The following is a 24,531-nucleotide window of genomic DNA, read 5'->3' as shown; positions in this document are numbered from 1 at the left end:
CCACAGCCTGTGGACAACCGGAAGGCCTCGGGAAACGCTGGCGTAGCATGACGAGAAATCGTCCGGTACCCCCCGCGGACTGGAACGGAAGGCCCCGCCGCGTGAATGCCACAGCACCACAGGAACCGCTCGACCCGCGGGACCGCCCCGCCCGACTCACCGTCGGCGTCGTCGGAGCAGGCCGGGTCGGCCCCGCCCTCGCCGCATCGCTCCAGCTCGCCGGACACCGCCCGGTCGCCGTCTCCGGCGTCTCCGACGCGTCCGTACGACGGGCTGCCGCACTGCTCCCCGACGTACCGCTGGTGACCCCCGCAGAGGTCCTCGCACGCGCCGAGCTGGTGCTGTTGACCGTCCCCGACGACGCGCTGCCCGCGCTGGTCGACGGGCTGGTCGAGACCGGTGCCGTACGACCCGGACAGCTGCTTGTGCACACCTCGGGGCGGTACGGCGTCAAGGTGCTCGACCCCGCCACGAGGGCCGGCGCGCTGCCGCTGGCCCTGCACCCCGCGATGACGTTCACCGGGACCAGCGTCGACGTCCAGCGGCTGGCCGGCTGTTCCTTCGGAGTGACCGCCCCCGAGGAGCTGCGGCTGGCCGCCGAGGCGCTCGTCATCGAGATGGGCGGCGAGCCCGAGTGGATCGAGGAGGAGGCCCGCCCGCTCTACCACGCGGCCCTCGCCGTCGGCGCGAACCACCTCGTCACCCTGGTCGCCCAGTCGATGGAGCTGCTGCGTACGGCGGGGGTATCCGCCCCGGACCGGATGCTCGGCCCGTTGCTCGGCGCCGCCCTCGACAATGCCCTGCGCTCCGGCGACGCCGCGCTCACCGGACCCGTCGCACGCGGCGACGCGGGCACCGTCGCGGCGCATGTCGCGGAGCTGCGCAAGCACGCGCCCGCGACGGTCGCCGGGTATCTGGCGATGGCCCGCACCACCGCCGACCGGGCGCTCGCACACGGAATGCTCAAACCGGAGCTCGCCGAGGACCTGCTGGGCGTCCTCGCCGAGGGAGACGTCCGATGAGCCACGATTTCGAACTCGTGCCGACTCTGGACGACTTGGGCCACGTCCTCGACCACCACGCCGTCCCCGGCCGCACCGCCGTCGTCATGACCATGGGCGCCCTCCACGAGGGCCACGCCACCCTGATCCGCGCCGCCCGCGAGCATGTCGGACGTAAGGGCTTCGTCGTCGTCACGGTCTTCGTCAACCCGCTCCAGTTCGGTGCGGGCGAAGACCTCGACCGGTACCCCCGTACTCTCGACGCCGACCTCAGGACGGCCGAAGAGGCAGGCGCGGACGTCGTGTTCGCGCCCTCGGCCGACGAGGTCTACCCGGGTGGCCGGCCACAGGTCCGCATCACCGCGGGCCCGATGGGCGAGCGGCTCGAAGGGGCCGCCCGCCCCGGCCACTTCGACGGCATGGTCACCGTCGTCGCCAAGCTCCTCCACCTCACCTGCCCCGATGTCGCCTTCTTCGGCCAGAAGGACGCACAGCAGCTCGCGCTGATCCGCCGGATGGTCCTCGATCTGAACTTCCCGGTCGAGATCGTCGGCGTACCGACCGTCCGTGAGGCCGACGGCCTCGCGCTCTCCAGCCGCAACCGCTACCTGGCGGCCGACGAGCGTCGTACCGCCCTCGCCCTGTCCAGGTCCCTCTTCGCGGCGCACGACCGCCTCGCCGCCGAACACGCCCTGCACGCCCGCGCCGAGGCCACCCACGGCACCGTCGCCCGCGCCGCCGCACTGTCCGCGATCGGTGAGGCCCGAGCGGCGGCCGACGCGCACGCGGTGGCCCAGGCGGGACCGGGCTGCGCAGCCGCCGTCCGCGCCGCGGCCCGCGCTGTCCTCGACGAGGCCGCGCGCGCCCAACCGCCGCTCGTCCTCGACTATCTGGCCCTCGTCGATCCGGCCACCTTCACCGAGGTCCCCGACGACTACACCGGCGAGGCGATCCTCGCCGTCGCCGCGCGGATCGGTGCGACGCGCCTGATCGACAACATCCCCCTGACCTTCGGAGCCCCAGCATGACCGGAATACGGCTGAACGCCCCCGCTCCCGGCTGGGCCATCGAGGCCGACGTCGTCGTGGTCGGCTCCGGAGTCGCGGGTCTGACCGCCGCGCTGCGCTGCACGGCCGCCGGGCTGAGCACGGTCGTGGTCACCAAGGCCCGCCTGGACGACGGCTCCACGCGCTGGGCGCAGGGCGGCATCGCCGCCGCGCTCGGCGACGGGGACACCCCGGAGCAGCATCTGGACGACACCCTGGTCGCGGGCGCGGGCCTGTGCGACGAGGAGGCGGTCCGCACCCTGGTCACCGAGGGCCCCGACGCCGTACGCCGGCTGATCGCCACCGGCGCGCACTTCGACACCTCCGAGGCCGGCGAGATCGAGCTCGCCCGCGAGGGCGGCCACCACCGGCGCCGTATCGCGCACGCGGGAGGTGATGCGACGGGCGCCGAGATCTCCCGCGCGCTCGTCGAGGCCGTACACGCCAGCAAGCTGCGCGCCATCGAAAACGCCCTGGTTCTGGACCTGTTGACGGACGCCGACGGCCGTACGGCCGGAATCACGCTCCATGTCATGGGCGAGGGCCAGCACGACGGCGTCGGTGCCGTCCACGCCCCCACCGTCGTGCTGGCCACCGGCGGCATGGGCCAGGTCTTCTCCGCCACCACCAACCCCGCGGTCTCCACCGGCGACGGCGTCGCGCTCGCGCTCCGTGCCGGCGCGGAGATCTCCGACCTCGAATTCGTGCAGTTCCACCCGACGGTGCTCTTCCTCGGCGCGGACTCCGAGGGCCAGCAGCCGCTGGTCTCCGAGGCGGTACGAGGAGAGGGCGCCCATCTCGTCGACGCGTCCGGCACCCGCTTCATGCTCGGGCAGCACGAACTGGCCGAGCTCGCCCCCCGCGACATCGTCGCCAAGGGCATCATGCGCCGCATGCAGGAGCAGGGCGCGGCACACATGTACCTCGACGCCCGCCACTTCGGCGCCGAGATGTGGGAGCAGCGCTTCCCCACCATCCTCGCGGCCTGCCGGGCCCACGGCATCGACCCGGTCACCGAGCCCATCCCGGTCGCTCCGGCCGCCCACTACGCCTCCGGCGGCGTACGCACCGACCTGCACGGCCGCACCACTGTCCCGGGCCTGTACGCCTGCGGCGAGGTCGCCTGCACCGGAGTCCACGGCGCGAACCGCCTCGCCTCCAACTCCCTCCTGGAGGGCCTGGTCTTCGCCGAGCGCATCGCCGCCGACATCGCCTCCCGCGCCCCGCTCCGGGCCGGCCGGCCTGCCGCGCCCGTGACCCCCTCCGTGCTGCCGCTCATCGCGCCCGAGACGCGGGCCGAGATCCAGCGGATCATGTCCGACGGCGCGGGTGTGCTCCGCTCCGCGCAGAGCCTGACCGAGGCGGCGGCCGCGCTCGGCGCCGTACACCGCAACGCCGTGCAGGACCAGGAAGGTTCGGGCAAGACGGCCGAGCCCGGAGTCGAGTCCTGGGAGACCTCCAACCTCCTGTGCGTGGCCCGTGTGCTGACCGCCGCCGCGCTGGAACGCGAGGAGACCCGCGGCTGCCACTGGCGCGAGGACCGCCCCGAACGCGACGACGCCGACTGGCGCCGCCATCTCGTCGTACGCCTCGCGCCGGACCGCAGCCTGGTCGTCCGCCGCACCGAGAACACCGCATTCGCCCCCACAGTCCCCGACGCCCCCAGGGAGCCGTAACCGTGAGCACGCCCGAAGAACGTCCGCGTCCCGTGGACGTACCGCTGATCCAGATCGGCGCACCCGCAGCGGCCTCGACGGGCGGCTGCGGAGACGCCTGCGGCTGCTCGGCCGGCGAGGAGGGGTACGACGAGCTGGAGTGCGGCCTCGACCCCGGCCTCGCCCAGCTTCTGCTCGACGCGGGCCTCGACCCCGTACAGGTCGAGGACATCGCCCATCTCGCCATCAGCGAGGACCTCGACGGCGGCGTGGACGTGACGACCGTGGCGACCGTCCCCGAGGACGCTGTCGCCACCGGCGACTTCACCGCCCGTGAGGCGGGCACGGTCGCCGGGCTGCAGATCGCCGAGGCCATCCTGTCCATCGTCTGCACCGACGAGTTCGAGGTCGAGCGGCACGTCGAGGACGGTGACCGCGTCGAGGCCGGCCAGAAGCTGCTGTCCGTCACCACCAACACCCGTGACCTGCTCACCGGCGAGCGCAGCGCGCTCAACCTGCTGTGCCGCCTCTCCGGTATCGCGACCGCGACCCGCGCCTGGGCCGACCTGCTCGAAGGCACCAAGGCCAGGGTCCGCGACACCCGCAAGACCACCCCGGGCCTGCGCGCGCTGGAGAAGTACGCGGTGCGCTGCGGCGGCGGCGTCAACCACCGCATGTCGCTGTCCGACGCCGCGCTCGTCAAGGACAACCACGTGGTGGCGGCGGGCGGCGTCGCGCAGGCCTTCAAGGCCGTACGGGAGCAGTTCCCGGACCTCGCGATCGAGGTCGAGGTGGACACCATGCACCAGGTCCGCGAAGTCATCGACGCGGGCGCGGACCTGATCCTGCTGGACAACTTCACCCCGGCCGAGACCGAGGAGGCCGTCGCGCTCGTCGCGAGCCGCGCCGCCCTCGAGTCCTCCGGCCGCCTGACCCTCGAGAACGCCCGCGCCTACGCCGAGACGGGCGTCGACTACCTCGCGGTGGGCGCGCTGACGCACTCCTCCCCGATCCTCGACATCGGCCTCGACCTGCGCGAGGCAGGCCTCTGATGCTGCTCACCATCGACGTCGGCAACACCCACACCGTCCTCGGCCTGTTCGACGGTGAGGAGATCGTCGAGCACTGGCGCATCTCCACCGACGCCCGCCGCACCGCCGACGAACTCGCCGTCCTGCTGCAGGGCCTGATGGGCATGCACCCGTTGCTCGGCGACGAGCTGGGCGACGGCATCGAGGGCATCGCGATCTGCTCCACCGTCCCCTCCGTCCTGCACGAGCTGCGCGAGGTGACCCGCCGCTACTACGGCGACGTCCCGGCCGTCCTCGTCGAGCCCGGCATCAAGACCGGCGTGCCGATCCTGATGGACAACCCCAAGGAGGTGGGCGCGGACCGCATCATCAACGCGGTCGCCGCCGTCGATCTCTACGGCGGCCCGGCGATCGTCGTCGACTTCGGTACGGCGACGACCTTCGACGCGGTCAGCGCGCGCGGCGAGTACGCGGGCGGTGTGATCGCGCCCGGCATCGAGATCTCTGTCGAGGCGCTCGGTGTCAAGGGCGCCCAGCTCCGCAAGATCGAGCTGGCCCGTCCGCGCAGTGTCATCGGCAAGAACACCGTCGAGGCCATGCAGTCCGGCATCGTGTACGGCTTCGCGGGCCAGGTCGACGGCGTTGTCGCGCGTATGAAGGTCGAGCTCGCCGACGACCCGGACGAGGTCACCGTGATCGCGACCGGTGGTCTGGCCCCGATGGTGCTCGGCGAGTCCTCGGCGATAGACGAGCACGAGCCGTGGCTGACCCTGATCGGCCTGCGTCTGGTCTACGAGCGGAACGTCTCCCGTATGTGAGCCCGGCGCGGTATTCCGCCGCGCCGGAACTCATCGCATTAACCAGATTTTGTCCCTTTGGCACGTATCGTCGGCCCATGCCCACGCCATACGGATCCCGCGGCGGAATGGCGTTCGGCGCAGACGAGCTGCGTGTGCTCCGACGTGCCCTCGCCGTCGCCCTCCACCCTGCCCCTCTCGCCGACGAGGACATCCAGGACTGTCTGCGTCTGGCCGATTCCCTGGACGAGGCGGTCCGCGAGGCCGGCCGGCTGCGAGCGTTCCTCCATGCCGATCTCGCCCGCTACCGCGAAGCGCTCCCGGGCTCCGCCGCCGGCTATCTGGAGCTGCTCCAGGACGCCCTGGCTGCCGGGTACGACCCCCGCCCGGAGGATCTGGCCGCGCTGCGCACCCTGCGCGGTACTGCGGCCGGTGCCGCCGTGCTGCACCGCTGCCAGACGCTCGCCGAAGCGTCGGTACGGGCCCGGCTGGCGGGCCGTCGGGTCGAGGCGGTGCCCGCAGCCGTCGCCGCGGGCCAGCGCACCCGCCTGCTCGCACTCCCCGGCGGCCGCGCCGCCGCTGACGAGCCGAAGCCGCAGCAGAAGCCGCAGCAGAAGCCCCAGCAGAAACCGCAGGAGAAACCCCAGCCCAAGGCGCCGGTGCCCACCGAGCGCCCGGTCCCGAAGCCTTCTGAGGCCTTCCCGCCGCGCCGCAAGCCCGTGCCCCCACCGGAACAGCTGGCCGCCGGATAGCTACTCTGGGAGCCATGGACTACGTATCCGCGCTCCTGCCCCCCGTGGTGATGGCTGCCTTCTTCACCTTCTTGGTCGTGACGATCGTCAAGAGCCAGGGCGGCCCGAACAAGGCCAAGGAGGACGCGATCGTGGACGCCGCGGTCGCTCGCGCGGAGGCCACACAGCAGGTCGTCCGCGGCGACTGACGCGTTCCTCAGCATCGAGGACGTACGGACGTTTTATGCCCGTACGTCCTTTTTGTTACGTCAATAACCAGCCATTCCGACATCTCCGACTATGGTGGCGCTGTGCCCCGCCAATTGGGAGAGCTGGAAGACGCCGTCATGACACGCGTCTGGCAATGGAACCGGCCGGTCACGGTCCGGGAAGTCCTCGAAGACCTTCAGCAGGAACGGTCCATCGCCTACACCACCGTCATGACGGTAATGGACAATCTCCATCAGAAGGGCTGGGTGCGCAGGGAAGTCGAAGGCCGCGCCTATCGATATACGGCGGTCTCCACCCGCGCCGCCTACTCGGCCGCACTCATGAACGAAGCGTGGTCCAAGAGCGACAACCCCGCGGCCGCACTTGTCGCCTTCTTCGGCATGATGTCGCCCGAGCAGCGTGAAGCCCTCCAAGCCGCCGTCCGCATCGTTCAGGGCGACGAGGCCGCCGAGGGTGGGACCGCGCCGGGGCGATAGCGTCGGGCCATGCCTTATGCCGCAGCAAATGCCATCACCGTCCGGCGGGCCAGGACCAGCGATGTGCCGTCGGTCCGCCGACTCGTCGACCCGTACGTGAGTGAAGGCATCCTGCTCGACAAAGCGACGGTGACGCTTTACGAAGCCATCCAGGAGTTCTGGGTCGCGGAACGCGACGAGGATGCCCAGGTGGTCGGCTGCGGTGCACTGCATGTCATCTGGGAAGACCTCGCCGAAGTACGCACTCTTGCGGTGGATCCCGTGTTCAAGGGCACCGGCATCGGTCATCACGTGCTCGACAAGCTGTTGCAGACCGCCCGCCGGCTCGGAGTGCGCAAGGTTTTCTGTCTCACCTTCGAAGTCGACTTCTTCGGGAAGCACGGCTTCGTGGAGATCGGTGAGACGCCGGTCGACGGAGATGTCTACAGCGAGCTGCTGCGTTCCTATGACGAGGGTGTCGCCGAGTTCCTCGGGCTCGAACGAGTGAAGCCGAACACCTTGGGCAACAGCCGGATGCTTCTGCACCTGTGATCACCACAAGAGGCGGATCCCTATGTCCGAATCGCGCACGTTTCCCGCGTTCTTGAGGTTCTGAACCTCTGCCAAGGGTTTGTGTTTTCCAGGGAAAAGCGGTTTCCTTTCCGCGTACTGCATTTTCGATGAAAGGAAATCCGGTGGCACAGAAGGTTCAGGTCCTTCTTGTCGATGACCTCGACGGTGGCGAGGCGGACGAGACCGTGACGTTCGCTCTGGACGGCAAGACCTACGAGATCGACCTCACCACCGCCAATGCGGACAAGCTCCGTGGTCTGCTCGAGCCGTACGCAAAGAGTGGCCGGCGTACCGGTGGCCGTGCTGCGGCCGGTCGGGGCAAGGGCCGCGCCGCGGCCGGTGGCAACAAGGACACCGCCGAAATCCGCGCCTGGGCCAAGGCGAACGGCTTCGAGGTCAACGACCGCGGCCGCGTCCCGGCCACGGTGCGCGAGGCTTACGAGAAGGCCAACGGCTGAGTATTTGTTTGCGGCGTATTCGTACGCAGCAAACGGGCGCGGTGGCACTCGGTCGCCGCTGTGTCCACGAGTCGTACGAGATCGGGGCTGATTCCCCCACCGGAACCGGCGCTGCGCCCGAATGGGGCAAGCGCCGGCAACGTCGGTTCCACCTCGCGTCCCGGCACGGGGGGCCGCAGCCATACGGCGGCCTCCCGCGAGCCGGACCGTCCGGGCGGCGGCGGGGCGGTCATCCGTCCGCCCGCGCCGATGGCGGTCAGATCGAGAGCGATCCCGCCCCACTCCAGCCAGTCGAGCAGCCCAGGCAGCTCGTCCGCGCTCCCTACGGCCACCAGAAGCCGCATTCGCTGCCCCATGAGGGCCACAGGCCCGAAAGGCCCCGTTCGGCGCAGCACAGCCGCGCCTGCGTCCGCCGGCAGCTCCAGTACGTCGAAGCGCAGACCGGTGAGCAGCTGCACCGGATCGCAGTCCGCCACGGCCCAGCCGAGTTCGTTCTCGTACCACTGCGCGGTGCCGCCGTCGAAGGGCGCACGGGGGAGCGGAACGGTGAAGGCCATACCCCCCGGAACTCCTGAGGCGGCTCGAGAGTTACGCAGAGTCGACGAATGATTGCACGCGGTGTCCGAGTTGGGGGCCTACAAGCCCATTCGAGGGCGCAAGGTTGTTCGCCCGTAGCTGAGGGAACCGGTGCGCGCTGCATGGACTGTCAGTCCTTACGGGTAAGACATTCCTAGTGGGGAGGGGCGACACGCCTGTTTGGCCGCCTTGCGTTCGCCATCGGCGTAGCGATGGCGAGGGTAACTGCCTGGCCTGCGGGAACATCGTCTCGCACCATCGGGTTGGAGCAGTTGTCGGCGTTCAGCGGTCAGGAGGCCACAGACGGGTGTCGGCAGTTGGAATGAGCGGTCCCCGCTTGCGGGACTAAGCTGCGGAAGGACAGGGAGGGGACCGACCCCTTACTGCCTGACCGCTCTGAGGAGCGATTAACGATGTTCGAGAGGTTCACCGACCGCGCGCGGCGGGTTGTCGTCCTGGCTCAGGAAGAAGCCCGGATGCTCAACCACAACTACATCGGCACCGAGCACATCCTCCTGGGCCTTATCCACGAGGGTGAGGGTGTCGCCGCTAAGGCCCTGGAGAGCCTCGGGATTTCGCTCGAGGCGGTCCGCCAGCAGGTGGAGGAAATCATCGGGCAGGGCCAGCAGGCTCCGTCCGGGCACATCCCCTTCACCCCTCGTGCCAAGAAGGTCCTGGAGCTGTCGCTCCGCGAGGCCCTCCAGCTCGGCCACAATTACATCGGCACCGAGCACATCCTGCTCGGCCTGATCCGCGAGGGCGAGGGCGTCGCCGCCCAGGTCCTCGTGAAGCTGGGCGCCGATCTCAACCGGGTGCGGCAGCAGGTCATCCAGCTGCTCTCCGGTTACCAGGGCAAGGAAGCCGCCACTGCAGGCGGCCCGGCCGAGGGCACCCCCTCGACCTCGCTCGTCCTGGACCAGTTCGGCCGGAATCTCACCCAGGCCGCTCGTGAGTCCAAGCTCGACCCGGTCATCGGGCGCGAGAAGGAGATCGAGCGGGTCATGCAGGTGCTGTCCCGCCGTACGAAGAACAACCCGGTCCTCATCGGCGAGCCCGGCGTCGGCAAGACGGCGGTCGTCGAAGGCCTGGCGCAGGCCATCGTCAAGGGCGAGGTGCCCGAGACCCTCAAGGACAAGCACCTCTACACCCTCGACCTCGGTGCGCTGGTCGCCGGCTCCCGCTACCGCGGTGACTTCGAGGAGCGCCTGAAGAAGGTGCTCAAGGAGATCCGCACCCGCGGCGACATCATCCTGTTCATCGACGAGCTCCACACCCTGGTGGGTGCGGGCGCCGCCGAGGGCGCGATCGACGCCGCCAGCATCCTCAAGCCGATGCTGGCCCGTGGCGAGCTGCAGACCATCGGTGCGACGACGCTCGACGAGTACCGCAAGCACCTGGAGAAGGACGCGGCCCTCGAGCGCCGTTTCCAGCCCATCCAGGTCGCGGAGCCGTCGCTGCCGCACACCATCGAGATCCTCAAGGGTCTGCGCGACCGTTACGAGGCGCACCACCGGGTCTCCATCACGGACGAGGCGCTGGTCCAGGCCGCCACCCTGGCCGACCGGTACATCTCGGACCGCTTCCTGCCGGACAAGGCGATCGACCTGATCGACGAGGCCGGATCCCGGATGCGCATCCGCCGGATGACCGCGCCGCCGGACCTCCGCGAGTTCGACGAGAAGATCGCGGGCGTCCGCCGCGACAAGGAGTCGGCGATCGACTCCCAGGACTTCGAGAAGGCAGCTTCGCTCCGCGACAAGGAGAAGCAGCTGCTGGCGGCGAAGGCCAAGCGGGAGAAGGAGTGGAAGGCCGGCGACATGGACGTCGTCGCCGAGGTCGACGGCGAGCTGATCGCCGAGGTCCTCGCGACGGCCACCGGCATTCCCGTCTTCAAGCTCACCGAGGAAGAGTCCTCGCGGCTCCTTCGCATGGAGGACGAGCTCCACAAGCGCGTCATCGGGCAGAAGGACGCCATCAAGGCCCTTTCGCAGGCGATCCGCCGTACGCGAGCCGGTCTGAAGGACCCGAAGCGCCCCGGTGGCTCGTTCATCTTCGCCGGCCCGTCCGGTGTCGGTAAGACCGAGCTGTCCAAGACGCTCGCCGAATTCCTCTTCGGCGACGAGGACGCGCTGATCTCCCTCGACATGTCGGAGTTCAGCGAGAAGCACACGGTTTCCCGTCTCTTCGGTTCCCCGCCCGGATATGTGGGTTACGAAGAGGGCGGCCAGCTCACCGAGAAGGTGCGCCGGAAGCCGTTCTCCGTCGTCCTCTTCGACGAGGTCGAGAAGGCCCACCCCGATATCTTCAATTCCCTGCTGCAGATCCTGGAGGACGGTCGTCTGACCGACTCCCAGGGCCGCGTCGTGGACTTCAAGAACACGGTCATCATCATGACGACCAACCTCGGGACCCGGGACATCTCGAAGGGCTTCAACCTGGGCTTCGCGGCTCAGGGCGACGTCAAGTCGAACTACGAGCGGATGAAGGTCAAGGTCAACGAAGAGCTGAAGCAGCACTTCCGGCCTGAGTTCCTGAACCGTGTCGACGACACGGTGGTCTTCCACCAGCTCACCGAGGAAGACATCATCCAGATCGTCGACCTCATGATCGCCAAGGTGGATGAGCGCCTGAAGGACCGTGACATGGGCCTCGAGCTCAGCCCCACGGCCAAGTCGCTCCTCGCCAAGAAGGGCTACGACCCGGTCCTGGGCGCCCGGCCGCTGCGCCGGACGATCCAGCGCGAGATCGAGGACATCCTGTCGGAGAAGATCCTCTTCGGCGAGCTGCGCCCCGGTCACATCGTGGTCGTGGACACCGAGGGCGAGGGTGAGGAGAAGAAGTTCACCTTCCGCGGCGAGGAGAAGTCGGCACTGCCGGACGTTCCGCCGATCGAGCAGGCGGCCGGCGGAGCCGGTCCGAACCTGTCGAAGGACGCGTAAGCGTTCTGAGCAGCTGATCAGAGGGGCTGCCCCGGACCGTACGACTCGTACGGTCCGGGGCAGCCCCATTTTCCGGTCGTCCGGCTGCCGTTCAGCAGAACTTCGGCTTCTGCCAGGAGCATTCGAGGTCGGTCGCAGGCTCGGTGCTGCGCGCGGCCTTCGAAGGTACGGCGGTGATGGTGCCGTGTGCCGTGTCGGACGAGGCGAGCGTGACGACGATCGCGTCCTCGATGCTCTTCACCGAAGAGGCCAGGTAGTTGTTGAGGACGACGCTGTAGACCAACTCCCGCCCGCCCGCATCGGTGACGTAACCGGAGAGAGCTGACGCACCCGTCAAGGAGCCTGTCTTGCCACGGGCGTTGAGAGCCGCCGGCGTTGCGCACATCCGGGAGCGGAGGGTGCCGCCCATGGCGCGGTCCGGGTTGCAGGCCACCGGCAGGGACGCGTACCAGTCGGCGTACCAGGAGGCGTCCCGTACGGACAGCAGCAGCGTGGCGAGCTGCTCGGCCGGAAAGAGGTTCATCCGGGTCAGGCCCGAGCCGTCGAGCTGGCGGACGGTGGAGGTCTTCACGCCCTGCTTCTGCAAGTAGCCGCTGATGGCCGCCAGTCCGGCGTCCCAGGTGCCGCGGCCCGATGTCTCGTAGCCGATCGTCTTGGTCAGCGTCTCGGCGTGCATGTTGTTGGAGAGCTTCATGAACGGGAGCATCAGCTCCTTGAGCGGCATGGAGTTGTGCGAGGCGAGGGGCTTGGCACCGGGCGGGGTGGGGCGGCCCAGGCGGGGGCTGCCGGTGACGCGTACGCCGTGCCGGCCGAGCGCGTCGGAGAAGACGGCGGCGGCATAGCCGGTCGGCTCCCAGACGGTCACCCACTCCTTGGTGGCGCTCGCGCCGACGGGGATGTTCCCGCTGACGGTGACGGTGTTGGTGCCGTGCTCCCGCTCGACAGTGAGGGTGTCGCTCTGCCCGGAGGGGACAGTGGTTCCGCGGATGTCGAGGCGTATGTAGTCGGTGGGCGGGGTGAGCTTCACACGCGGCTTGTCACCGGGCTTGGCCCCGGGAGTGGCCTCGACGACGACCGTGCCGGAGTCGTAGTCGGTGTCCGGCGCGACGGTGAGCGGCGAGATCTGCGCGGAGTAGTACGAGGACTCGTCGTCGGCGGCCCAGGAACGGCCCAGGCGCTGGGTGTCGAAGCGGGTGTCGTCGGCGACGAGGCGGCCGGTGACGCGTGTGATGCCCGAAGCGGCGAGATCGGCGGCGAGCTGGTCGTAGTCCTTGGCGAGGGTGGTGGGGTCGCCGCCGCCGCGCAGATAGAGGTCGCCGCGGAGGACGGAACCGTGGCGGCTGCCGGTGGACAGGACGTCGGTACGGAAGCGGTGGTCGGGGCCGAGCAGCGCCATGGCGGCGGTGGAGGTGGCGAGTTTGGTGTTGGAGGCGGGCATCAGACGGTCGGTGCCGTCCCGTTGGTAGAGCCGCTCCCCGGTGGCGGCGTCGGCGATCACCACGCTCGCGGCTCCGCCGTCCATACGGGTGTCCGCGAGGATCCTGTCGATGGCGCCCTTGAGTCCGGTGTCGGAGGGGTCCGCCCCGGCGGGCGCGCTCCACGTGAGTGTGCAGACGAGCCCGATGACAGCGGGCCAGATCCAGCCGTGGCGCTTCAGGCGCCGGTCAGTGCGAATCACGGGTCTACTCATGGCACAGGAGCATCCCGGAGGGCTGTGCGGGCGGGAAGGACGCAGATCGGCCGTGTGAGTCCGGCTTACAGGTGCCGATTTCGGGGTGAATGGGGCATATGCGACCTGTGTGTTGGTGTGTCGTGGGCAACATCCCCGGGCCCCGGTCGGCTCCGGGCCCGTGACAAGGCACACATGCCCATCCGGCTCTACTAGCCGGAATAGGAGTACTGCTCGACCCTTGTCGGGGGTCTTCGGTCCGGGGTGCGGCGGGGCCTTTGGGGCGCAGGTGGGGGAGCGGCGCCCATCCGGGGCTAATGTCGGCCCCGCTAGGTCCCTATATGGGGTTAAACCTCTTCCTCTGCGGATATTTCAACCGCTCTACGGCGGGGTTCCTGATCCATCCCGGAAGGTGTCAAGAGTCTGATTTGCGACGCTATGGCTACGACGCAATGTCGTAGATGGGGGGTTTGAGTGGAAGTGGACGTATCGGCTACCAAGGGATGGCCAGCCCGGTGCGAGTGCGCCGGGTCCGTTCATGCCCGGAGGTTCACCCCGTATGTCGAAGCGCGTCATCAACCACCGTCTCCGCCCGTCCGTGCTCCGTACCCGTGGTGCCGTCGTGGCCGCCGGAATCGGCGCCGTGATGGTCGTCGGAGCCGGTGCGGGTGTCGCCTCCGCCGATGCGGGCAAGACGGCAGTCGCGAATCCCGCCACTGCCGTGGCCGCCCAGGCCAACACGCAGGTGAAGGCCGTGAAGGCCGCCGCGGCGAAGGCAGTCAAGGCCAAGCCCGCCAAGAAGGCCGTCGCCTGGGTCAAGCCCGTCACCGGCTACACGCTGTCCGCGAGCTTCAACCAGGGCGGCGCCATGTGGTCGCACAAGCACTCCGGCCAGGACTTCGCCGTCCCGGTCGGCACCCAGGTCAAGGCCGCCCACGGCGGTGTTGTCGTGAAGGCCGGCCCGAACGGCGGCGGCGACGGTTCCGCGTACGGCAACGCCATAGTGATCGAGCACGCCAACGGCCAGTACTCGCAGTACGCCCACCTGTCGAAGATCGACGTCGGCGTCGGCCAGACGGTGAAGACGGGCCAGGACATCGCCCGGTCCGGCAACACCGGCAACTCGTCCGGCCCGCACCTGCACTTCGAGATCCGTACGACCCCGAACTACGGCTCCGCGGTCAACCCGGTGGCCTTCCTGCGTGCCGCGGGCGTCACCGTCTGACGCACCGCACCTGTAGTACCCGGCGTCAGCCTGTGACGCCGTGAGCCTGGCTCACCAGATCGATGGCGACCTCGAGGACGGCCTTGCGCTTGTCCTCCGGGTCGCCTTCGACGTCCTTGAGTACGAACATTCCGGCGTGCATCGTGAAGAGCGCGCTGATGCAGCGGACCTGGTCGGACAGGGCCGCCTCCGGGTCCTTGATGAGCTCCAGCATCGCCAGCATGCGGTCCTTGAAGGTCTCGCCGATGCTCAGATCGCGCATCGTCGCCTGGTTCTCCTGCATGAAGCGGAAGAGCGGGGCCGCGCCGACGAGGGCCTCGCTGTAGCGGCGCAGGATCTCCTGCTTCGTCTCCAGGGTGTGCGGCTGTGTCTGCGCCCACTCGATCAGCTCGTCCATCGGCCTGGTGAGGTCCTGGAAGAGGCTGATCAGGATGTCTTCCTTGGTCTTGAAGTGGTAGTACAGGGCCGCCTTGGTGACCTCGAGGGTCTCGGCGATCTCGCGCAGCGACGTCTTCTCGTAGCCCTGCTCGGCGAAGAGCTCCAGGGCCACGTCCTGGATGCGCTGACGGGTGTTGCCTCTGGCCATGGGCACTCCTGAGAAAACTTACTTGACGCCCGGCTAGTTACGGGGCTACCTTCCCCAGTGTAGTCAACTAGCCGGGCGGCAAGTAAGTGTCGGGGAGTGGGAACGATGGCCGGTAGAGCGAACGTCGAGAAACAGCAGGGCGCTGAGTCACAGCCACAGCCGCGCAGTGTGCGGGTCGTGATCCTCGCGCTCATGATCGCGATGCTGCTGGCCATGCTCGACAACATGATCGTCGGAACCGCGATGCCGACCATTGTCGGCGATCTCGGCGGGCTCGAGCATCTGTCCTGGGTGGTGACTGCGTACACCCTGGCCACCGCCGCCTCCACCCCGATCTGGGGGAAGCTCGGCGACATGTACGGGCGGAAGGGCATCTTCCTCACCTCCATAGTGATCTTCCTGATCGGCTCGGTACTGAGCGGCATGGCCCAGGACATGGGGCAGCTGATCGGCTTCCGCGCCATCCAGGGACTCGGCGCGGGCGGCCTGATGGTCGGCGTGATGGCGATCATCGGCGATCTCGTACCGCCGCGGGAGCGCGGCAAGTACCAGGGCATGATGGCCGCCGTGATGGCCATCGCCATGATCGGCGGTCCGCTGGTCGGCGGAACCATCACCGACCACCTCGGCTGGCGCTGGAGCTTCTACATCAACCTGCCGCTGGGCGCCGTCGCGCTCGCGATGGTCACTGCCGTGCTCCACCTGCCGAAGAAGCGGACCGACGCGCGGATCGACTATCTGGGCGCCGGGCTGCTGACCGTGGGCATCACCTCGATCGTGCTGGTCACGACCTGGGGCGGCACGGAGTACGACTGGGACTCGGCCGTGATCATGGAGCTGATCGCGATCGGCGTGGCCGCGCTCACCGGCTTTGTCTTCTCCCAGACCAAGGTCGCCGAGCCGATCATTCCGCTGCACATCTTCCGCAGCCGCAACTTCACTCTCATGTCGGTGATCGGCTTCCTGGCCGGCTTCGTGATGTTCGGCGCGGTGCTCTTCCTGCCGCTGTTCCAGCAGTCCGTGCAGGGTGCTTCGGCGACCAACTCCGGTCTGCTCCTGCTGCCGATGCTCCTCTCGATGCTCGTCGTCTCGATGATCGCGGGCCGGGTCACCACCAGCACCGGCAAGTACCGGATCTTCCCGATCATCGGCGCCGGGCTGATGATGTCGGGTCTGTTCCTGCTCTCCACCATGGACACCGAGACCTCGCGGCTGAGCTCCGGGATCTACATGGCGGTGCTCGGCGCCGGCATGGGCTTCCTGATGCAGATCACCATGCTGGTCGCGCAGAACAGCGTCGAGCTGAAGGACATGGGCGTCGCGTCCTCCGGAGCCACCCTCTTCCGTACGCTCGGCAGCTCCTTCGGTGTCGCCATCATGGGCGCGCTCTTCACCAGCCGGGTCCAGGACGAGATGGCGGCCCGGGGCGGATCGCAGATCACCGCGCGCTCCGCGCAGCTGGACGCCGCGAGCCTGGCGAAGCTGCCGGACGAGGTGCGTGAGGCGTACGAGTCAGCGGTGGCGTCCGGCACGCACGCGGCCTTCCTGCTGGGGGCGGCGGTCGCGGTGATCGGCTTCCTCGCGGCCTTCTTCGTCAAGGAGGTGCCGCTGCGCGGCGCGGGACCGGCGCCCGCGGATGACGCTTCCGGCGCTGCCAAGGACAAGGTGGCGGAGTCCGTCTGACCCGCACGGTCCGACCCGCACCGCACTGACCCCTCGCGGTTCGACCCTCGGTCCGACCCTCCGATTCGTACTGCTTCCCCGGCCGACGGCCCCCGGTGTGCACACCCACTGTGCACACCGGGGGCCGTTGTCAGTGGTGCGTGCCAGCATCAGGTGTGTGGAGAGCACCACTGCGGCGCCGGCGCGCCTCGCCCGTCTGCGGCAGCTGCGCCTCGCCAAGGACGCCATGGACCGCGACTGGGCCGAGCCGCTCGACCTGGACGCGGTGGCCGCCCATGCCGGTTACTCGCGCTACCACTTCGTACGCGCCTTCAAAGCGGTGTACGGGCGGACGCCCGGCCAGTACCTGTCGCGCAGACGGATAGAGCGGGCCGAGGAGCTGCTGCGTTCGGCGAATCTGTCCGTCACCGAGATCTGCACGCTGGTCGGCTTCAGCAGCCTCGGCACCTTCTCGACCCGGTTCAAAAAGCAGACCGGGCTGACCCCGAGCGAGTACCGCGCCAGGCATGTGGGACAAGGAGCCGCGCTCATACCGGGGTGCTACGCCCTGCTGTGGGCGGGCGGCTTTCCCGGGACGCAGTCCGGCGGGGAGAGCCGGGGCAAGCAGCGCAATTCTGAAGAAGCCTGCTGACCGGGCCGCTGCCTACGGTGGCAGGGCACGCACGGCACGCAGGGCAACCGCACTCCGAGGAGCACCTCATGATCAAGGGTCTTGCCATTTCCACCGTCTGGGTCCTGGACCAGGACCGGGCGAAGGAGTTCTACACCGAGAAGCTCGGCCTCGAGGTCCGCACCGACATGACCCTCGGCGACGGCGGTATGCGCTGGCTGACTGTCGGCGCCAAGGACCAGCCGGATGTGGAGCTGACGCTGATGGTGCCGGGCGCGCCGGCGATGGACCCGGAGGCGGCCGAGGCGATGAAGACGCTCATCAGCAAGGGGGTCATGGGCGCCGGGGTGCTGGCCACCGACGACGTCCACGGGGACTACGAGAAGCTCAAGGCGCGCGGCGTGGAGTTCCTCCAGCCGCCGCAGGAGCGTCCGTACGGCACGGAGGCGATCCTGCGGGACGACTCGGGCAACTGGTACTCCTTCACCCAGCAGCGCGAGGGCGGGCTCGACCTCGACAAGGACTGGTCCTGCTAGTCCAGCAGTGGTCTGGTCCCCGGCGTGGCCTGGTCCAGTAGCGGTCTAGTCCGGCAGCTGCATCATCGGGAAGCTGCCGGTGTTGGTCGGGGCGTGCTCGGGCAGCCAGAGCACCGCGATCGCACCGCCGGACTGGCCCAGCGGCGTCTCGGTGCCTTCCGGTGCGGCGTTGCGGAAGGTCAGCCGGGCGCCGAGGACGCGGGCCTGGCCCGCCGCGATCGTCAGACCCAGGCCGTGGCCGGTGCCCGCGCGGTCGCTGGCGCCCGTACGGAAGCGGCTCGGGCCCTCGCGCAGCAGTTCCTCGGGGAAGCCGCGGCCGTGGTCCCGGACCCGCACCACGCGGCCCTCGACCGCCACCTCGATCGGCGCCCCGCCGTACTTGGCGGCGTTGGCCAGCAGATTGAAAAGGATCCGCTCGAGCCGTCGCGGATCGGTGCTGACCCACGACTCGTGCACAACCCGGACCACCACATCGGGGTTCAGCAGCGCGATCCGGCGGCTGACGAACTCTCCGAGCGCGATCTCCTGAAGCTCGGCCCGCTCCGACGCGCTGTCGAGCCTGGCCACCTCCAGTACGTCCTCGACGAGCGTGCGCATGGCCTGCGCCCGGTCCCGTACGAGCTCACTGGGACGGCCCGGCGGCAGCAGCTCGGCCGCCGTGAGCAGCCCGGTCACCGGAGTGCGCAGCTCATGCGCGATATCCGCGGTGACGCGGCGCTCCGCCTCGATGCGCTCGTTCAGCGCGTCGGTCAGCGCGTCGACGGCGCGGGCGAGGTCGTCGGTCTCGTCGCGTACGACACCGCCGATCGCGTCCCGTACCCGAACCTCGGTATTGCCCTGAGCGACATTGCCGGCGGCCGCGGCAGCCTTGCGCAGTCGGCGCGAGAGCTGCCCGCCGATGAGCACGCCGAGCGCGCAGCCGCCGAACACCACCGAGACCGAGCCGATGATCAGCGCCCGGTCGAGGTCCTTCATCACAGTGGCGCTGCGGCCGGCGAGCTGGCTGTGCAGGGAGAGGACGTCGCCGTTGGCCAGCGGCACGGCCGCCCAGATGTCGGGCGTGCCGCCGTGGTTCTCTGCCACATAGCTGCCGCGCCGCTTCTCGCGCATCAGCTTCTGCAGGTCCCTGGGCAGCGAGGGGTCGTTGATCTTGGCGTTGAAGCGCGAGCGCGGGTCCTTGTTCTTGGACGTCTCGTACCAGCGCTGCGCGAGGAGCACCCGGTCCATCTGGACATCGCGCGCGTTGGACAGCATCGAGACCCGCGCGGCGTTGTGCACGACAAGGCTCAGCGCCAGGGCGATCAGCGCGCCGACGGCCGCGATCGCGATGCTGATCTTCCAGCGGACGCCGGTGCGCAGTACGAGCCGCTTCATGCCTTGAGCTTGTAGCCGAAGCCGCGGACCGTTTCGATCCGGTCCTGCCCGATCTTGGTGCGCAGCCGTTGGACATGGACGTCCACGACCCGGGTGTCGCCGCCCCAGCCGTAGTCCCAGACCCGCTCCAGCAGCTTGTCGCGCGAGAGCACGGTGCCCGGTGTGGAGGAGAACTCCAGCAGCAGCCGCATCTCGGTCGGCGTCAGGGCCACCGTCTCACCGGCCTTGCGCACCTCCATGCCCTCCGTATCGATCTCCAGGTCACCGAAGGACAGCGCGCCCTGCTCCTGCTGCCCGGCCGGGTCGGACTCGCCGCCCGCCGGTCCGCCCGCGTGCCCGAAGCGGCGCAGAACCGCGCGGATACGGGCCACCAGAACAGCGCCGTCGAAGGGCTTCGTCACGTAGTCGTCGGCGCCGGCCTCCAGGCCGAGCACCACATCGATCGAGTCGGCACGCGCCGACAGCATGATCACGGGCACGGTCGACTCGTCCCGGATACGGCGGCACAGGCTCACCCCGTCCAGACCCGGCACCATCACATCGAGCAGCGCTATGTCCGGCCGGTTCGCGCGGAATGCCTCCAGGCCGAGCAGCCCGTCGGGCATCGCGGTGACCACAAAGCCGTCACGCTCCAGCGCGAGCTGGGTCGCCTCACGGATGACGTCGTCGTCCTCGACGAACAGGACATGGGTCTCGGCCATCCTGCTGGTGCCTCAGTTCTCGCTCGTTGGGGCAGCGTCCGGTGCGGCGGGCTCGCCCGCACCGACCGCTTTGCTGAAATCGTTGCGTACCCAGTACTGCTGGGTGAACTTGCCGCCCGACCAGCGCCAGGTGGTCACTTCCTCGCCGGAGGGCCCGGTCGCGGGGTCACCCTTGGTGTACACCTGCTTGGTCACCACCAGGTCGCCCCGGTCGATCGCGGAGTACACCGCCGGCTCCTCGGCGGCAAAGACATTCTCGTACTTGTCGCCGTTCTCGCGGTACACGTACGTGCCCATGCCGACCGCGTCGCCGCACGTCAGCACATTGACGACGACATCGGGCGAGGTCCCGCCGGTGAGGTTCCCGTACGAGGTGTCCACAGGGTACGAGTCCCGGCCGCACGGTTTGAGATCGGCCTTGACCCGTTCGCTGACCTTAGGGTCACTCATGATCAGCTTCACCGCGTTGACGCTCTGGGACTTCCGCGCGGTGCTGCTGGAGGGCGTGATCGGGGAGGGGGTGGCCTTGTCCGCCGTATCGGCATGGGCCGCGCCCTCGTCCTGCACTCCGGCGCCCCCTGTGGAGCAGGCGACGGTGAACAGGCCGACAGCGGCGAGCCCGGCCACCGCCGCGCCGCTCGCCGCTCGTGTCCTGATGCCGCCTCTGACTGTCAGGCCGCGCACCGCTCCTGCCCCCGTTCGTCACGCTCACGCCGTCCTTCGGCACGCTCAAGGGCACGGGCATCCAGATCCCGGCTCTCCAGCTCCTGGCGGAGCCGGGCGAGTGCCCGGTGCAGCGTGCTCTTCACCGTACCGGCCGACATACCGAGTGCGGCAGCAGTCTCTTCCGTGCTCATCTGCTCCCAGTGTCGCAGTACCACGACACTGCGCTGCTTGGGCGCCAGCACCTTCAGAATGTCCATCAGCAGGGCGCGGTCCGCGCGCTGCTCACTTCCGTCCTCGACACTCGCGTCGGGCAGCTGCTCGGTCGGGACCTCCTCGAGCTTGCGGGCGCGCCACCACTCCGTACGCGTATTGATCATCACTCGGCGCAGGTACGCGTCGGCGAGCGACTTGTCCGCGATGCCGTCCCAGCGGCCGTACGTACGGACCAGAGCGGTCTGCAGCAGGTCCTGCGCGTCGATCGGGTCGGGGACGAGACGCCGGGCGCTGCGCAGCAGCGCCTCCTGCCGAGTGCGTACGTACTCTTCGAATTCGAGCACCTCGCCGTGCGCCATTCCAACCGCCTCCGTCCCCGTGACAAGCATTGCCCTTGCCCTACGTCCCAAGAAGCTACGGAGGACTTGTCACGGCACTGTGCGGAGCAGCCGTCGGCGGGCGCACGGCCGTCCATCGGTTGTGTAACAGCGGATGTTTCAGGTGTGGTTCGGGTGGGAAACGGCATCGAAGCCGGGTGCGGACCGGGTGCGGCCCGGCGTGGGTTCAGCCGAGAGGGAGGCGGTAGACACCGTCCTCCAGGGGCTCGACGAGGCCGTCGGCGACCAGTCCGTCCAGCGCCCGCGCCCGCTGCACCGGCTCGTGCCAGACCGCGTCCAGCGCCGCCTGTTCGACCGGCACCACCGCCTCACGCAGTACGGCGAGGAGCTTGCCGCGCACCTGACGGTCGGTGCCCGCGTATGTCTGGCCACGGCGCGCCGGACCTTCGTACGCGGGTTTCCCGGCCAGCCGCCAGGCGCACCGTCCGGCGATCGGGCAGCGCGCGCAGTCCTCGTTCTTCGCGGTGCACACCAGCGCGCCCAGCTCCATGGAGGCCGCCGCCCAGCGGGCCGCGGTCGCCTCCTCCTCCGGGAGCAGTGCGCGGGCCAGCTTGCGCTCGGCCGCTGTCGTCGCGGTCGGCGGGTACTGGATGCCGGTCGCGGCGCGGGCGAAGACCCGCCGGACATTGGTGTCGAGGACGGCATGCCGCTGCCCGTACGCGAAGGAGGCCACCGCGGCCGCCGTGTACTCACCGATGCCGGGCAGCGAGAGCAACTGCCCATGGTCGCTGGGTACATCGCCGCCGTGCCGCTCCGTTATCGCCTGCGCGGCCCCGTGCAGCCGCAGCGCGCGCCGCGGATAGCCGAGCCGGCCCCAGGCGCGGACGGCCTCGCCGGGCGCCTCGGCCGCGAGATCGGCGGGGCGCGGCCAGCGGGCCAGCCACTGCTCGTACACCGGGAGCACCCGGCTGACCGGGGTCTGCTGGAGCATGAACTCGCTGACCATCACACCCCAGGCGCCGGCCTCGGGGCGGCGCCAGGGGAGATCGCGGGCGTGCTTGTCGAACCAGGCGATGACGGGGGCGTGGAGGGAAGCCGCGTCAGACATGGCGATGGCGGGGTCTGTGGTGGTGTCAGTCATGGCACTCCGATCCTGGCACGTCATGGCGATCGGACGGTGCATACGCTCCGGGAGGCCGCTGCCTGTCGGCCGCGGCCGGTCCGCAGAACCGGACCACGAAGCCCGTACGGACCTGCGTTCCATGGTCACGGACCGTACCTGTCGCGCGCGGACGGTCACCCATAGCGATCGACCGGAGCACACCTTGACGAAAGTTGGGGGTGCGGGCCGATCCGTCCGTGATGATGATCCGTGAACTTGCCAAGTCGGGCGGCGGGTGGGGCGGGAGTTGCCCCGGATCTCTCGTAGAGTTTGGGCCGTGGGATCTCTGCGCAATCCGATCGGGCCGCTCCCCTCCTCCATCTACTGGCGACGGAGGGCAGTCGCGGCGTCTTTGATCGCGCTCCTCGCGCTGCTGATCGCCTGGGCCCTCAGTTCCGGCGGCGGCAAGGGGAACGAGCACGACGACAGCGCCAACGGCTCGACTCCCGCGCCCTCCATCACGCCCGGACCCGCCCAGTCCGGGCCCGCGATCAGTGAACAGCCGGGCGGGCGCGACGAGTCGGGCGACACCGGTGGCGACACCGGCAGTGGCGCGACCGGCGGTACGGACGCGGGCTCGAGCGCCGACCCGGGCAAGAACGGCGACACCGGAACGGGCGGCGCCTCCAGCGGCGGCCCGGGCGGTCAGCAGGTCCCTGCAGGCTCGAGCCTCCCCGACTGCGCTCCAGGCGCGCTGAAGTTCACGCTGCGCAGCCTCAAAGTCTCGTACGAGTCGGGGGTGAAGCCCACGTTCCAGCTGGTCGCCGCCAACTCGTCGGCGACGACCTGCAAGGCGGACTTCGGGCCCAAGGCGGCGGTGCTGAAAGTCGCCGACGACAAGGACGACGAGGTGTGGTCCTCCAAGGACTGCCCGCGCACGGCGGGGAGTCTGCTGCTGAGGGTCCCGGCGGGCGCGAGCATCACGCACACCGTGGAGTGGGACCGCAGGCGGAGCGCGCCGCAGTGCGCCACGCCGCCCGCGGGGGCCGTCCCGCCCGGTACGTACCTGCTGGAGGCGGAGATCCCGGGCGTGACGGTGCTGCCGGCGTCGTTCCGCCTGGAGAAGGACTGAGCAGGGGCCGGTCCCCGTCCTCAATCACGGACGGGCCGGACGTACCGCTCGCTAGACGTACCGCTCGAGGATCGAGGACTCGGCGAGCCGTGAGAGCCCCTCGCGCACGCTGCGGGCCCGCGCCTCGCCCACGCCGTCCACCGTCTGCAGATCGTCGACGCTGGCCGCGAGAAGCTTCTGCAGTCCGCCGAAGTGCTCGACGAGCCGCTCGATGATCGCGCCGGGCAGCCGCGGCACCTTCGCCAGCAGCCGGTAACCCCGGGGCGAGACCGCGGAGTCGAGCGTTTCGGGGGCGCCGCTGTATCCCAACGCCCGTGCGACTATGGGCAGTTCGAGCAGCTCGGCGTGGGTGAGCTCGTTCAGCTCGGTGAGCGCCTCGTCGACCGTACGGGACCGCTTCGCGGTCGGCTCCGGCACATAGTCACGGACGACCAGCTCGCGCTCCGGCTCCACGCCCGCGATCAACTCGTCGAGCTGCAGGGAGAGAAGTCGGCCGTCGGTGCCCAACTCCACCACGTACTCGGCGATCTCGGTGGCGATCCGGCGCACCATCTCCAGACGCTGCGCCACCGCCCCCACGTCCCGGACCGTCACCAGGTCCTCGATCTCGAGGGCGGAGAGCGTGCCCGCCACCTCGTCGAGTCGGAGCTTGTACCGCTCCAGGGTCGCGAGGGCCTGGTTGGCGCGGGAGAGGATCGCGGCCGACTCCTCCAGCACGCGGCGCTCCCCGTCCACGTACAGCGCGATCAGCCGCATCGACTGCGATACGGAGACGACCGGGAAGCCGCACGCCCGGGAGACCCGGTCCGCGGTGCGGTGGCGGGTGCCGGTCTCCTCGGTGGGGATGGACGCGTCGGGGACCAGCTGCACACCGGCCCGGTGGATCTTGGTGATGTCCTTGTCAAGGATGAGCGCGCCGTCGAGCTTGCACAGCTCGCGCAGCCGCGTCGCGGTGAACTCCACGTCCAGCACGAAACCGCCGGTGCACATCGACTCGACCGTTTTGTCCATGCCGAGGACGATCAGGCCACCGGTGTTGCCGCGGAGGATCCGCTCCAGGCCGTCGCGCAAGGCCTGGCCGGGCGCGACAGCGCTCAGGGCGGCGCGGATCAGTGCTTCGTTGCCGGAGCCTCCGCCGGACTTTCCGGGTGCTGCTGCCCGGTCGTTGGCTGCCACTGCACTCCTCCGGCTCGTACGGATGGG

Annotated in this window: 25 protein-coding genes; 16 read left to right on the top strand and 9 right to left on the bottom strand. The window is 69.5% G+C overall.

The window, feature by feature from the left end:
- Positions 1–101 precede the first annotated feature (101 nt).
- The 10 genes from AB0D12_RS29365 to AB0D12_RS29320 all read left to right on the top strand — a co-directional run bounded on the left by AB0D12_RS29365 (position 102) and on the right by AB0D12_RS29320 (position 7,978).
- Positions 102–1,022: a DUF2520 domain-containing protein gene (locus AB0D12_RS29365; protein WP_362689153.1), complete on the top strand. Its 921-nt coding sequence runs from the start codon at positions 102–104 to the stop codon at positions 1,020–1,022.
- Complete coding sequence (gene panC, locus AB0D12_RS29360; protein ID WP_362689150.1) at positions 1,019–2,029, top strand: pantoate--beta-alanine ligase; 1,011 nt, start codon at positions 1,019–1,021, stop codon at positions 2,027–2,029. The genes AB0D12_RS29365 and panC overlap by 4 nt, the downstream gene beginning before the upstream one ends.
- The gene (locus AB0D12_RS29355) at positions 2,026–3,723 is read left to right on the top strand and encodes an L-aspartate oxidase (protein WP_362689148.1); all 1,698 of its coding nucleotides are present in this window, start codon (positions 2,026–2,028) and stop codon (positions 3,721–3,723) included. Before panC ends, AB0D12_RS29355 begins: the two co-directional genes overlap by 4 nt.
- Before the next feature lie 2 nt (positions 3,724–3,725).
- On the top strand, positions 3,726–4,754 hold the full coding sequence (gene nadC, locus AB0D12_RS29350; protein WP_362689145.1) for a carboxylating nicotinate-nucleotide diphosphorylase: 1,029 nt from the start codon (positions 3,726–3,728) through the stop codon (positions 4,752–4,754).
- Positions 4,754–5,551 (top strand): type III pantothenate kinase, encoded by a 798-nt coding sequence (locus tag AB0D12_RS29345; protein ID WP_108151068.1) that lies wholly within the window; start codon positions 4,754–4,756, stop codon positions 5,549–5,551. Before nadC ends, AB0D12_RS29345 begins: the two co-directional genes overlap by 1 nt.
- A gap of 107 nt (positions 5,552–5,658) precedes the next feature.
- Positions 5,659–6,282, top strand: a complete 624-nt coding sequence (locus AB0D12_RS29340) for a hypothetical protein (RefSeq protein ID WP_362689466.1) — start codon at positions 5,659–5,661, stop codon at positions 6,280–6,282.
- Between the two features lie 14 nt (positions 6,283–6,296).
- Positions 6,297–6,470: a hypothetical protein gene (locus AB0D12_RS29335; protein ID WP_327325288.1), complete on the top strand. Its 174-nt coding sequence runs from the start codon at positions 6,297–6,299 to the stop codon at positions 6,468–6,470.
- Between the two features lie 102 nt (positions 6,471–6,572).
- Positions 6,573–6,968: a BlaI/MecI/CopY family transcriptional regulator gene (locus tag AB0D12_RS29330; RefSeq protein ID WP_362689141.1), complete on the top strand. Its 396-nt coding sequence runs from the start codon at positions 6,573–6,575 to the stop codon at positions 6,966–6,968.
- A 9-nt stretch (positions 6,969–6,977) separates the two neighbouring features.
- Positions 6,978–7,499: an amino-acid N-acetyltransferase gene (locus AB0D12_RS29325; RefSeq protein ID WP_362689138.1), complete on the top strand. Its 522-nt coding sequence runs from the start codon at positions 6,978–6,980 to the stop codon at positions 7,497–7,499.
- Between the two features lie 143 nt (positions 7,500–7,642).
- The gene (locus AB0D12_RS29320) at positions 7,643–7,978 is read left to right on the top strand and encodes an Lsr2 family protein (protein WP_362689135.1); all 336 of its coding nucleotides are present in this window, start codon (positions 7,643–7,645) and stop codon (positions 7,976–7,978) included.
- Here AB0D12_RS29320 and AB0D12_RS29315 read toward each other — a convergent pair.
- Positions 7,957–8,535 (bottom strand): SCO3374 family protein, encoded by a 579-nt coding sequence (locus AB0D12_RS29315; RefSeq protein ID WP_362689132.1) that lies wholly within the window; start codon positions 8,533–8,535, stop codon positions 7,957–7,959. The genes AB0D12_RS29320 and AB0D12_RS29315 overlap by 22 nt on opposite strands.
- Positions 8,536–8,967: 432 nt before the next feature.
- Between AB0D12_RS29315 and AB0D12_RS29310 the strand changes: the two genes are divergently transcribed.
- Positions 8,968–11,493, top strand: a complete 2,526-nt coding sequence (locus tag AB0D12_RS29310; RefSeq protein WP_362689129.1) for an ATP-dependent Clp protease ATP-binding subunit — start codon at positions 8,968–8,970, stop codon at positions 11,491–11,493.
- Between the two features lie 91 nt (positions 11,494–11,584).
- Here AB0D12_RS29310 and dacB read toward each other — a convergent pair whose 3' ends face one another.
- The gene (gene dacB, locus AB0D12_RS29305) at positions 11,585–13,183 is read right to left on the bottom strand and encodes a D-alanyl-D-alanine carboxypeptidase/D-alanyl-D-alanine-endopeptidase (RefSeq protein ID WP_362689126.1); all 1,599 of its coding nucleotides are present in this window, start codon (positions 13,181–13,183) and stop codon (positions 11,585–11,587) included.
- A 538-nt stretch (positions 13,184–13,721) separates the two neighbouring features.
- On the opposite strand from dacB, the gene AB0D12_RS29300 reads away from it, so the two are divergent.
- Positions 13,722–14,387, top strand: coding sequence for a M23 family metallopeptidase (locus AB0D12_RS29300; protein WP_362689123.1), 666 nt, complete (start codon positions 13,722–13,724; stop codon positions 14,385–14,387).
- Between the two features lie 25 nt (positions 14,388–14,412).
- Here AB0D12_RS29300 and AB0D12_RS29295 read toward each other — a convergent pair whose 3' ends face one another.
- On the bottom strand, positions 14,413–14,973 hold the full coding sequence (locus tag AB0D12_RS29295) for a helix-turn-helix domain-containing protein (RefSeq protein ID WP_362689120.1): 561 nt from the start codon (positions 14,971–14,973) through the stop codon (positions 14,413–14,415).
- Between the two features lie 105 nt (positions 14,974–15,078).
- Between AB0D12_RS29295 and AB0D12_RS29290 the strand changes: the two genes are divergently transcribed.
- The 3 genes from AB0D12_RS29290 (at position 15,079) to AB0D12_RS29280 (ending at position 17,802) form a co-directional block, all read left to right on the top strand.
- Complete coding sequence (locus AB0D12_RS29290) at positions 15,079–16,656, top strand: MDR family MFS transporter (RefSeq protein WP_362689117.1); 1,578 nt, start codon at positions 15,079–15,081, stop codon at positions 16,654–16,656.
- A gap of 226 nt (positions 16,657–16,882) precedes the next feature.
- Positions 16,883–17,287 carry a helix-turn-helix transcriptional regulator gene (locus AB0D12_RS29285; RefSeq protein ID WP_362689463.1) on the top strand — a complete coding sequence of 135 codons (405 nt, stop codon included), beginning with the start codon at positions 16,883–16,885 and terminating at the stop codon, positions 17,285–17,287.
- Between the two features lie 68 nt (positions 17,288–17,355).
- Positions 17,356–17,802, top strand: coding sequence for a VOC family protein (locus AB0D12_RS29280; RefSeq protein ID WP_362689114.1), 447 nt, complete (start codon positions 17,356–17,358; stop codon positions 17,800–17,802).
- Positions 17,803–17,847: 45 nt separating this feature from the next.
- On the opposite strand, the gene cseC is transcribed toward AB0D12_RS29280, so the two are convergent.
- From cseC to AB0D12_RS29255, 5 genes are all read right to left on the bottom strand, one after another.
- Positions 17,848–19,176, bottom strand: a complete 1,329-nt coding sequence (gene cseC, locus AB0D12_RS29275) for a two-component system sensor histidine kinase CseC (protein WP_362689111.1) — start codon at positions 19,174–19,176, stop codon at positions 17,848–17,850.
- Positions 19,173–19,877, bottom strand: coding sequence for a two-component system response regulator CseB (gene cseB / locus AB0D12_RS29270; protein ID WP_362689108.1), 705 nt, complete (start codon positions 19,875–19,877; stop codon positions 19,173–19,175). The genes cseC and cseB overlap by 4 nt, the downstream gene beginning before the upstream one ends.
- A 12-nt stretch (positions 19,878–19,889) precedes the next feature.
- Positions 19,890–20,561, bottom strand: coding sequence for a hypothetical protein (locus tag AB0D12_RS29265; protein WP_362689105.1), 672 nt, complete (start codon positions 20,559–20,561; stop codon positions 19,890–19,892).
- Positions 20,549–21,115 (bottom strand): SigE family RNA polymerase sigma factor, encoded by a 567-nt coding sequence (locus AB0D12_RS29260; RefSeq protein WP_327325304.1) that lies wholly within the window; start codon positions 21,113–21,115, stop codon positions 20,549–20,551. Before AB0D12_RS29260 ends, AB0D12_RS29265 begins: the two co-directional genes overlap by 13 nt.
- 205 nt (positions 21,116–21,320) lie before the next feature.
- Positions 21,321–22,235, bottom strand: coding sequence for an A/G-specific adenine glycosylase (locus AB0D12_RS29255; RefSeq protein WP_362689101.1), 915 nt, complete (start codon positions 22,233–22,235; stop codon positions 21,321–21,323).
- A gap of 298 nt (positions 22,236–22,533) precedes the next feature.
- Here AB0D12_RS29255 and AB0D12_RS29250 point away from each other — a divergent pair, with 298 nt between their 5' ends.
- A complete protein-coding gene (locus AB0D12_RS29250) occupies positions 22,534–23,328 on the top strand; it encodes a hypothetical protein (protein WP_362689098.1) in 795 nt (264 codons plus the stop codon).
- 51 nt (positions 23,329–23,379) lie between these two features.
- On the opposite strand, the gene disA is transcribed toward AB0D12_RS29250, so the two are convergent.
- Entirely contained in the window at positions 23,380–24,504 is a 1,125-nt protein-coding gene (disA, locus tag AB0D12_RS29245; protein WP_362689095.1) for a DNA integrity scanning diadenylate cyclase DisA, read from the bottom strand.
- Between the last annotated feature and the right edge of the window lie 27 nt (positions 24,505–24,531).

This window comes from Streptomyces sp. NPDC048479 (assembly GCF_040651435.1).
Lineage (GTDB): Bacteria > Actinomycetota > Actinomycetes > Streptomycetales > Streptomycetaceae > Streptomyces.
Note: the sequence above shows the minus strand (reverse complement) of the source record. Positions and strands in the feature narration are given on the sequence as shown.

What these genes read in the sequence shown, in the direction of transcription:
- AB0D12_RS29355 (WP_362689148.1), top strand. Translation starts at nt 2,026, where the DNA reads ATGACCGGAATACGGCTGAACGCCCCCGCTCCCGGCTGGGCCATCGAG.
- AB0D12_RS29325 (WP_362689138.1), top strand. Translation starts at nt 6,978, where the DNA reads ATGCCTTATGCCGCAGCAAATGCCATCACCGTCCGGCGGGCCAGGACC.
- AB0D12_RS29315 (WP_362689132.1), bottom strand. Translation starts at nt 8,535, where the DNA reads ATGGCCTTCACCGTTCCGCTCCCCCGTGCGCCCTTCGACGGCGGCACC.
- AB0D12_RS29300 (WP_362689123.1), top strand. Translation starts at nt 13,722, where the DNA reads ATGTCGAAGCGCGTCATCAACCACCGTCTCCGCCCGTCCGTGCTCCGT.
- AB0D12_RS29335 (WP_327325288.1), top strand. Translation starts at nt 6,297, where the DNA reads ATGGACTACGTATCCGCGCTCCTGCCCCCCGTGGTGATGGCTGCCTTC.
- AB0D12_RS29295 (WP_362689120.1), bottom strand. Translation starts at nt 14,973, where the DNA reads ATGGCCAGAGGCAACACCCGTCAGCGCATCCAGGACGTGGCCCTGGAG.
- cseB (WP_362689108.1), bottom strand. Translation starts at nt 19,877, where the DNA reads ATGGCCGAGACCCATGTCCTGTTCGTCGAGGACGACGACGTCATCCGT.
- AB0D12_RS29255 (WP_362689101.1), bottom strand. Translation starts at nt 22,235, where the DNA reads ATGACTGACACCACCACAGACCCCGCCATCGCCATGTCTGACGCGGCT.
- AB0D12_RS29285 (WP_362689463.1), top strand. Translation starts at nt 16,883, where the DNA reads ATGGACCGCGACTGGGCCGAGCCGCTCGACCTGGACGCGGTGGCCGCC.
- AB0D12_RS29310 (WP_362689129.1), top strand. Translation starts at nt 8,968, where the DNA reads ATGTTCGAGAGGTTCACCGACCGCGCGCGGCGGGTTGTCGTCCTGGCT.
- AB0D12_RS29280 (WP_362689114.1), top strand. Translation starts at nt 17,356, where the DNA reads ATGATCAAGGGTCTTGCCATTTCCACCGTCTGGGTCCTGGACCAGGAC.
- AB0D12_RS29290 (WP_362689117.1), top strand. Translation starts at nt 15,079, where the DNA reads ATGGCCGGTAGAGCGAACGTCGAGAAACAGCAGGGCGCTGAGTCACAG.
- cseC (WP_362689111.1), bottom strand. Translation starts at nt 19,176, where the DNA reads ATGAAGCGGCTCGTACTGCGCACCGGCGTCCGCTGGAAGATCAGCATC.
- panC (WP_362689150.1), top strand. Translation starts at nt 1,019, where the DNA reads ATGAGCCACGATTTCGAACTCGTGCCGACTCTGGACGACTTGGGCCAC.
- dacB (WP_362689126.1), bottom strand. Translation starts at nt 13,183, where the DNA reads ATGAGTAGACCCGTGATTCGCACTGACCGGCGCCTGAAGCGCCACGGC.
- AB0D12_RS29260 (WP_327325304.1), bottom strand. Translation starts at nt 21,115, where the DNA reads ATGGCGCACGGCGAGGTGCTCGAATTCGAAGAGTACGTACGCACTCGG.
- AB0D12_RS29345 (WP_108151068.1), top strand. Translation starts at nt 4,754, where the DNA reads ATGCTGCTCACCATCGACGTCGGCAACACCCACACCGTCCTCGGCCTG.
- AB0D12_RS29340 (WP_362689466.1), top strand. Translation starts at nt 5,659, where the DNA reads ATGGCGTTCGGCGCAGACGAGCTGCGTGTGCTCCGACGTGCCCTCGCC.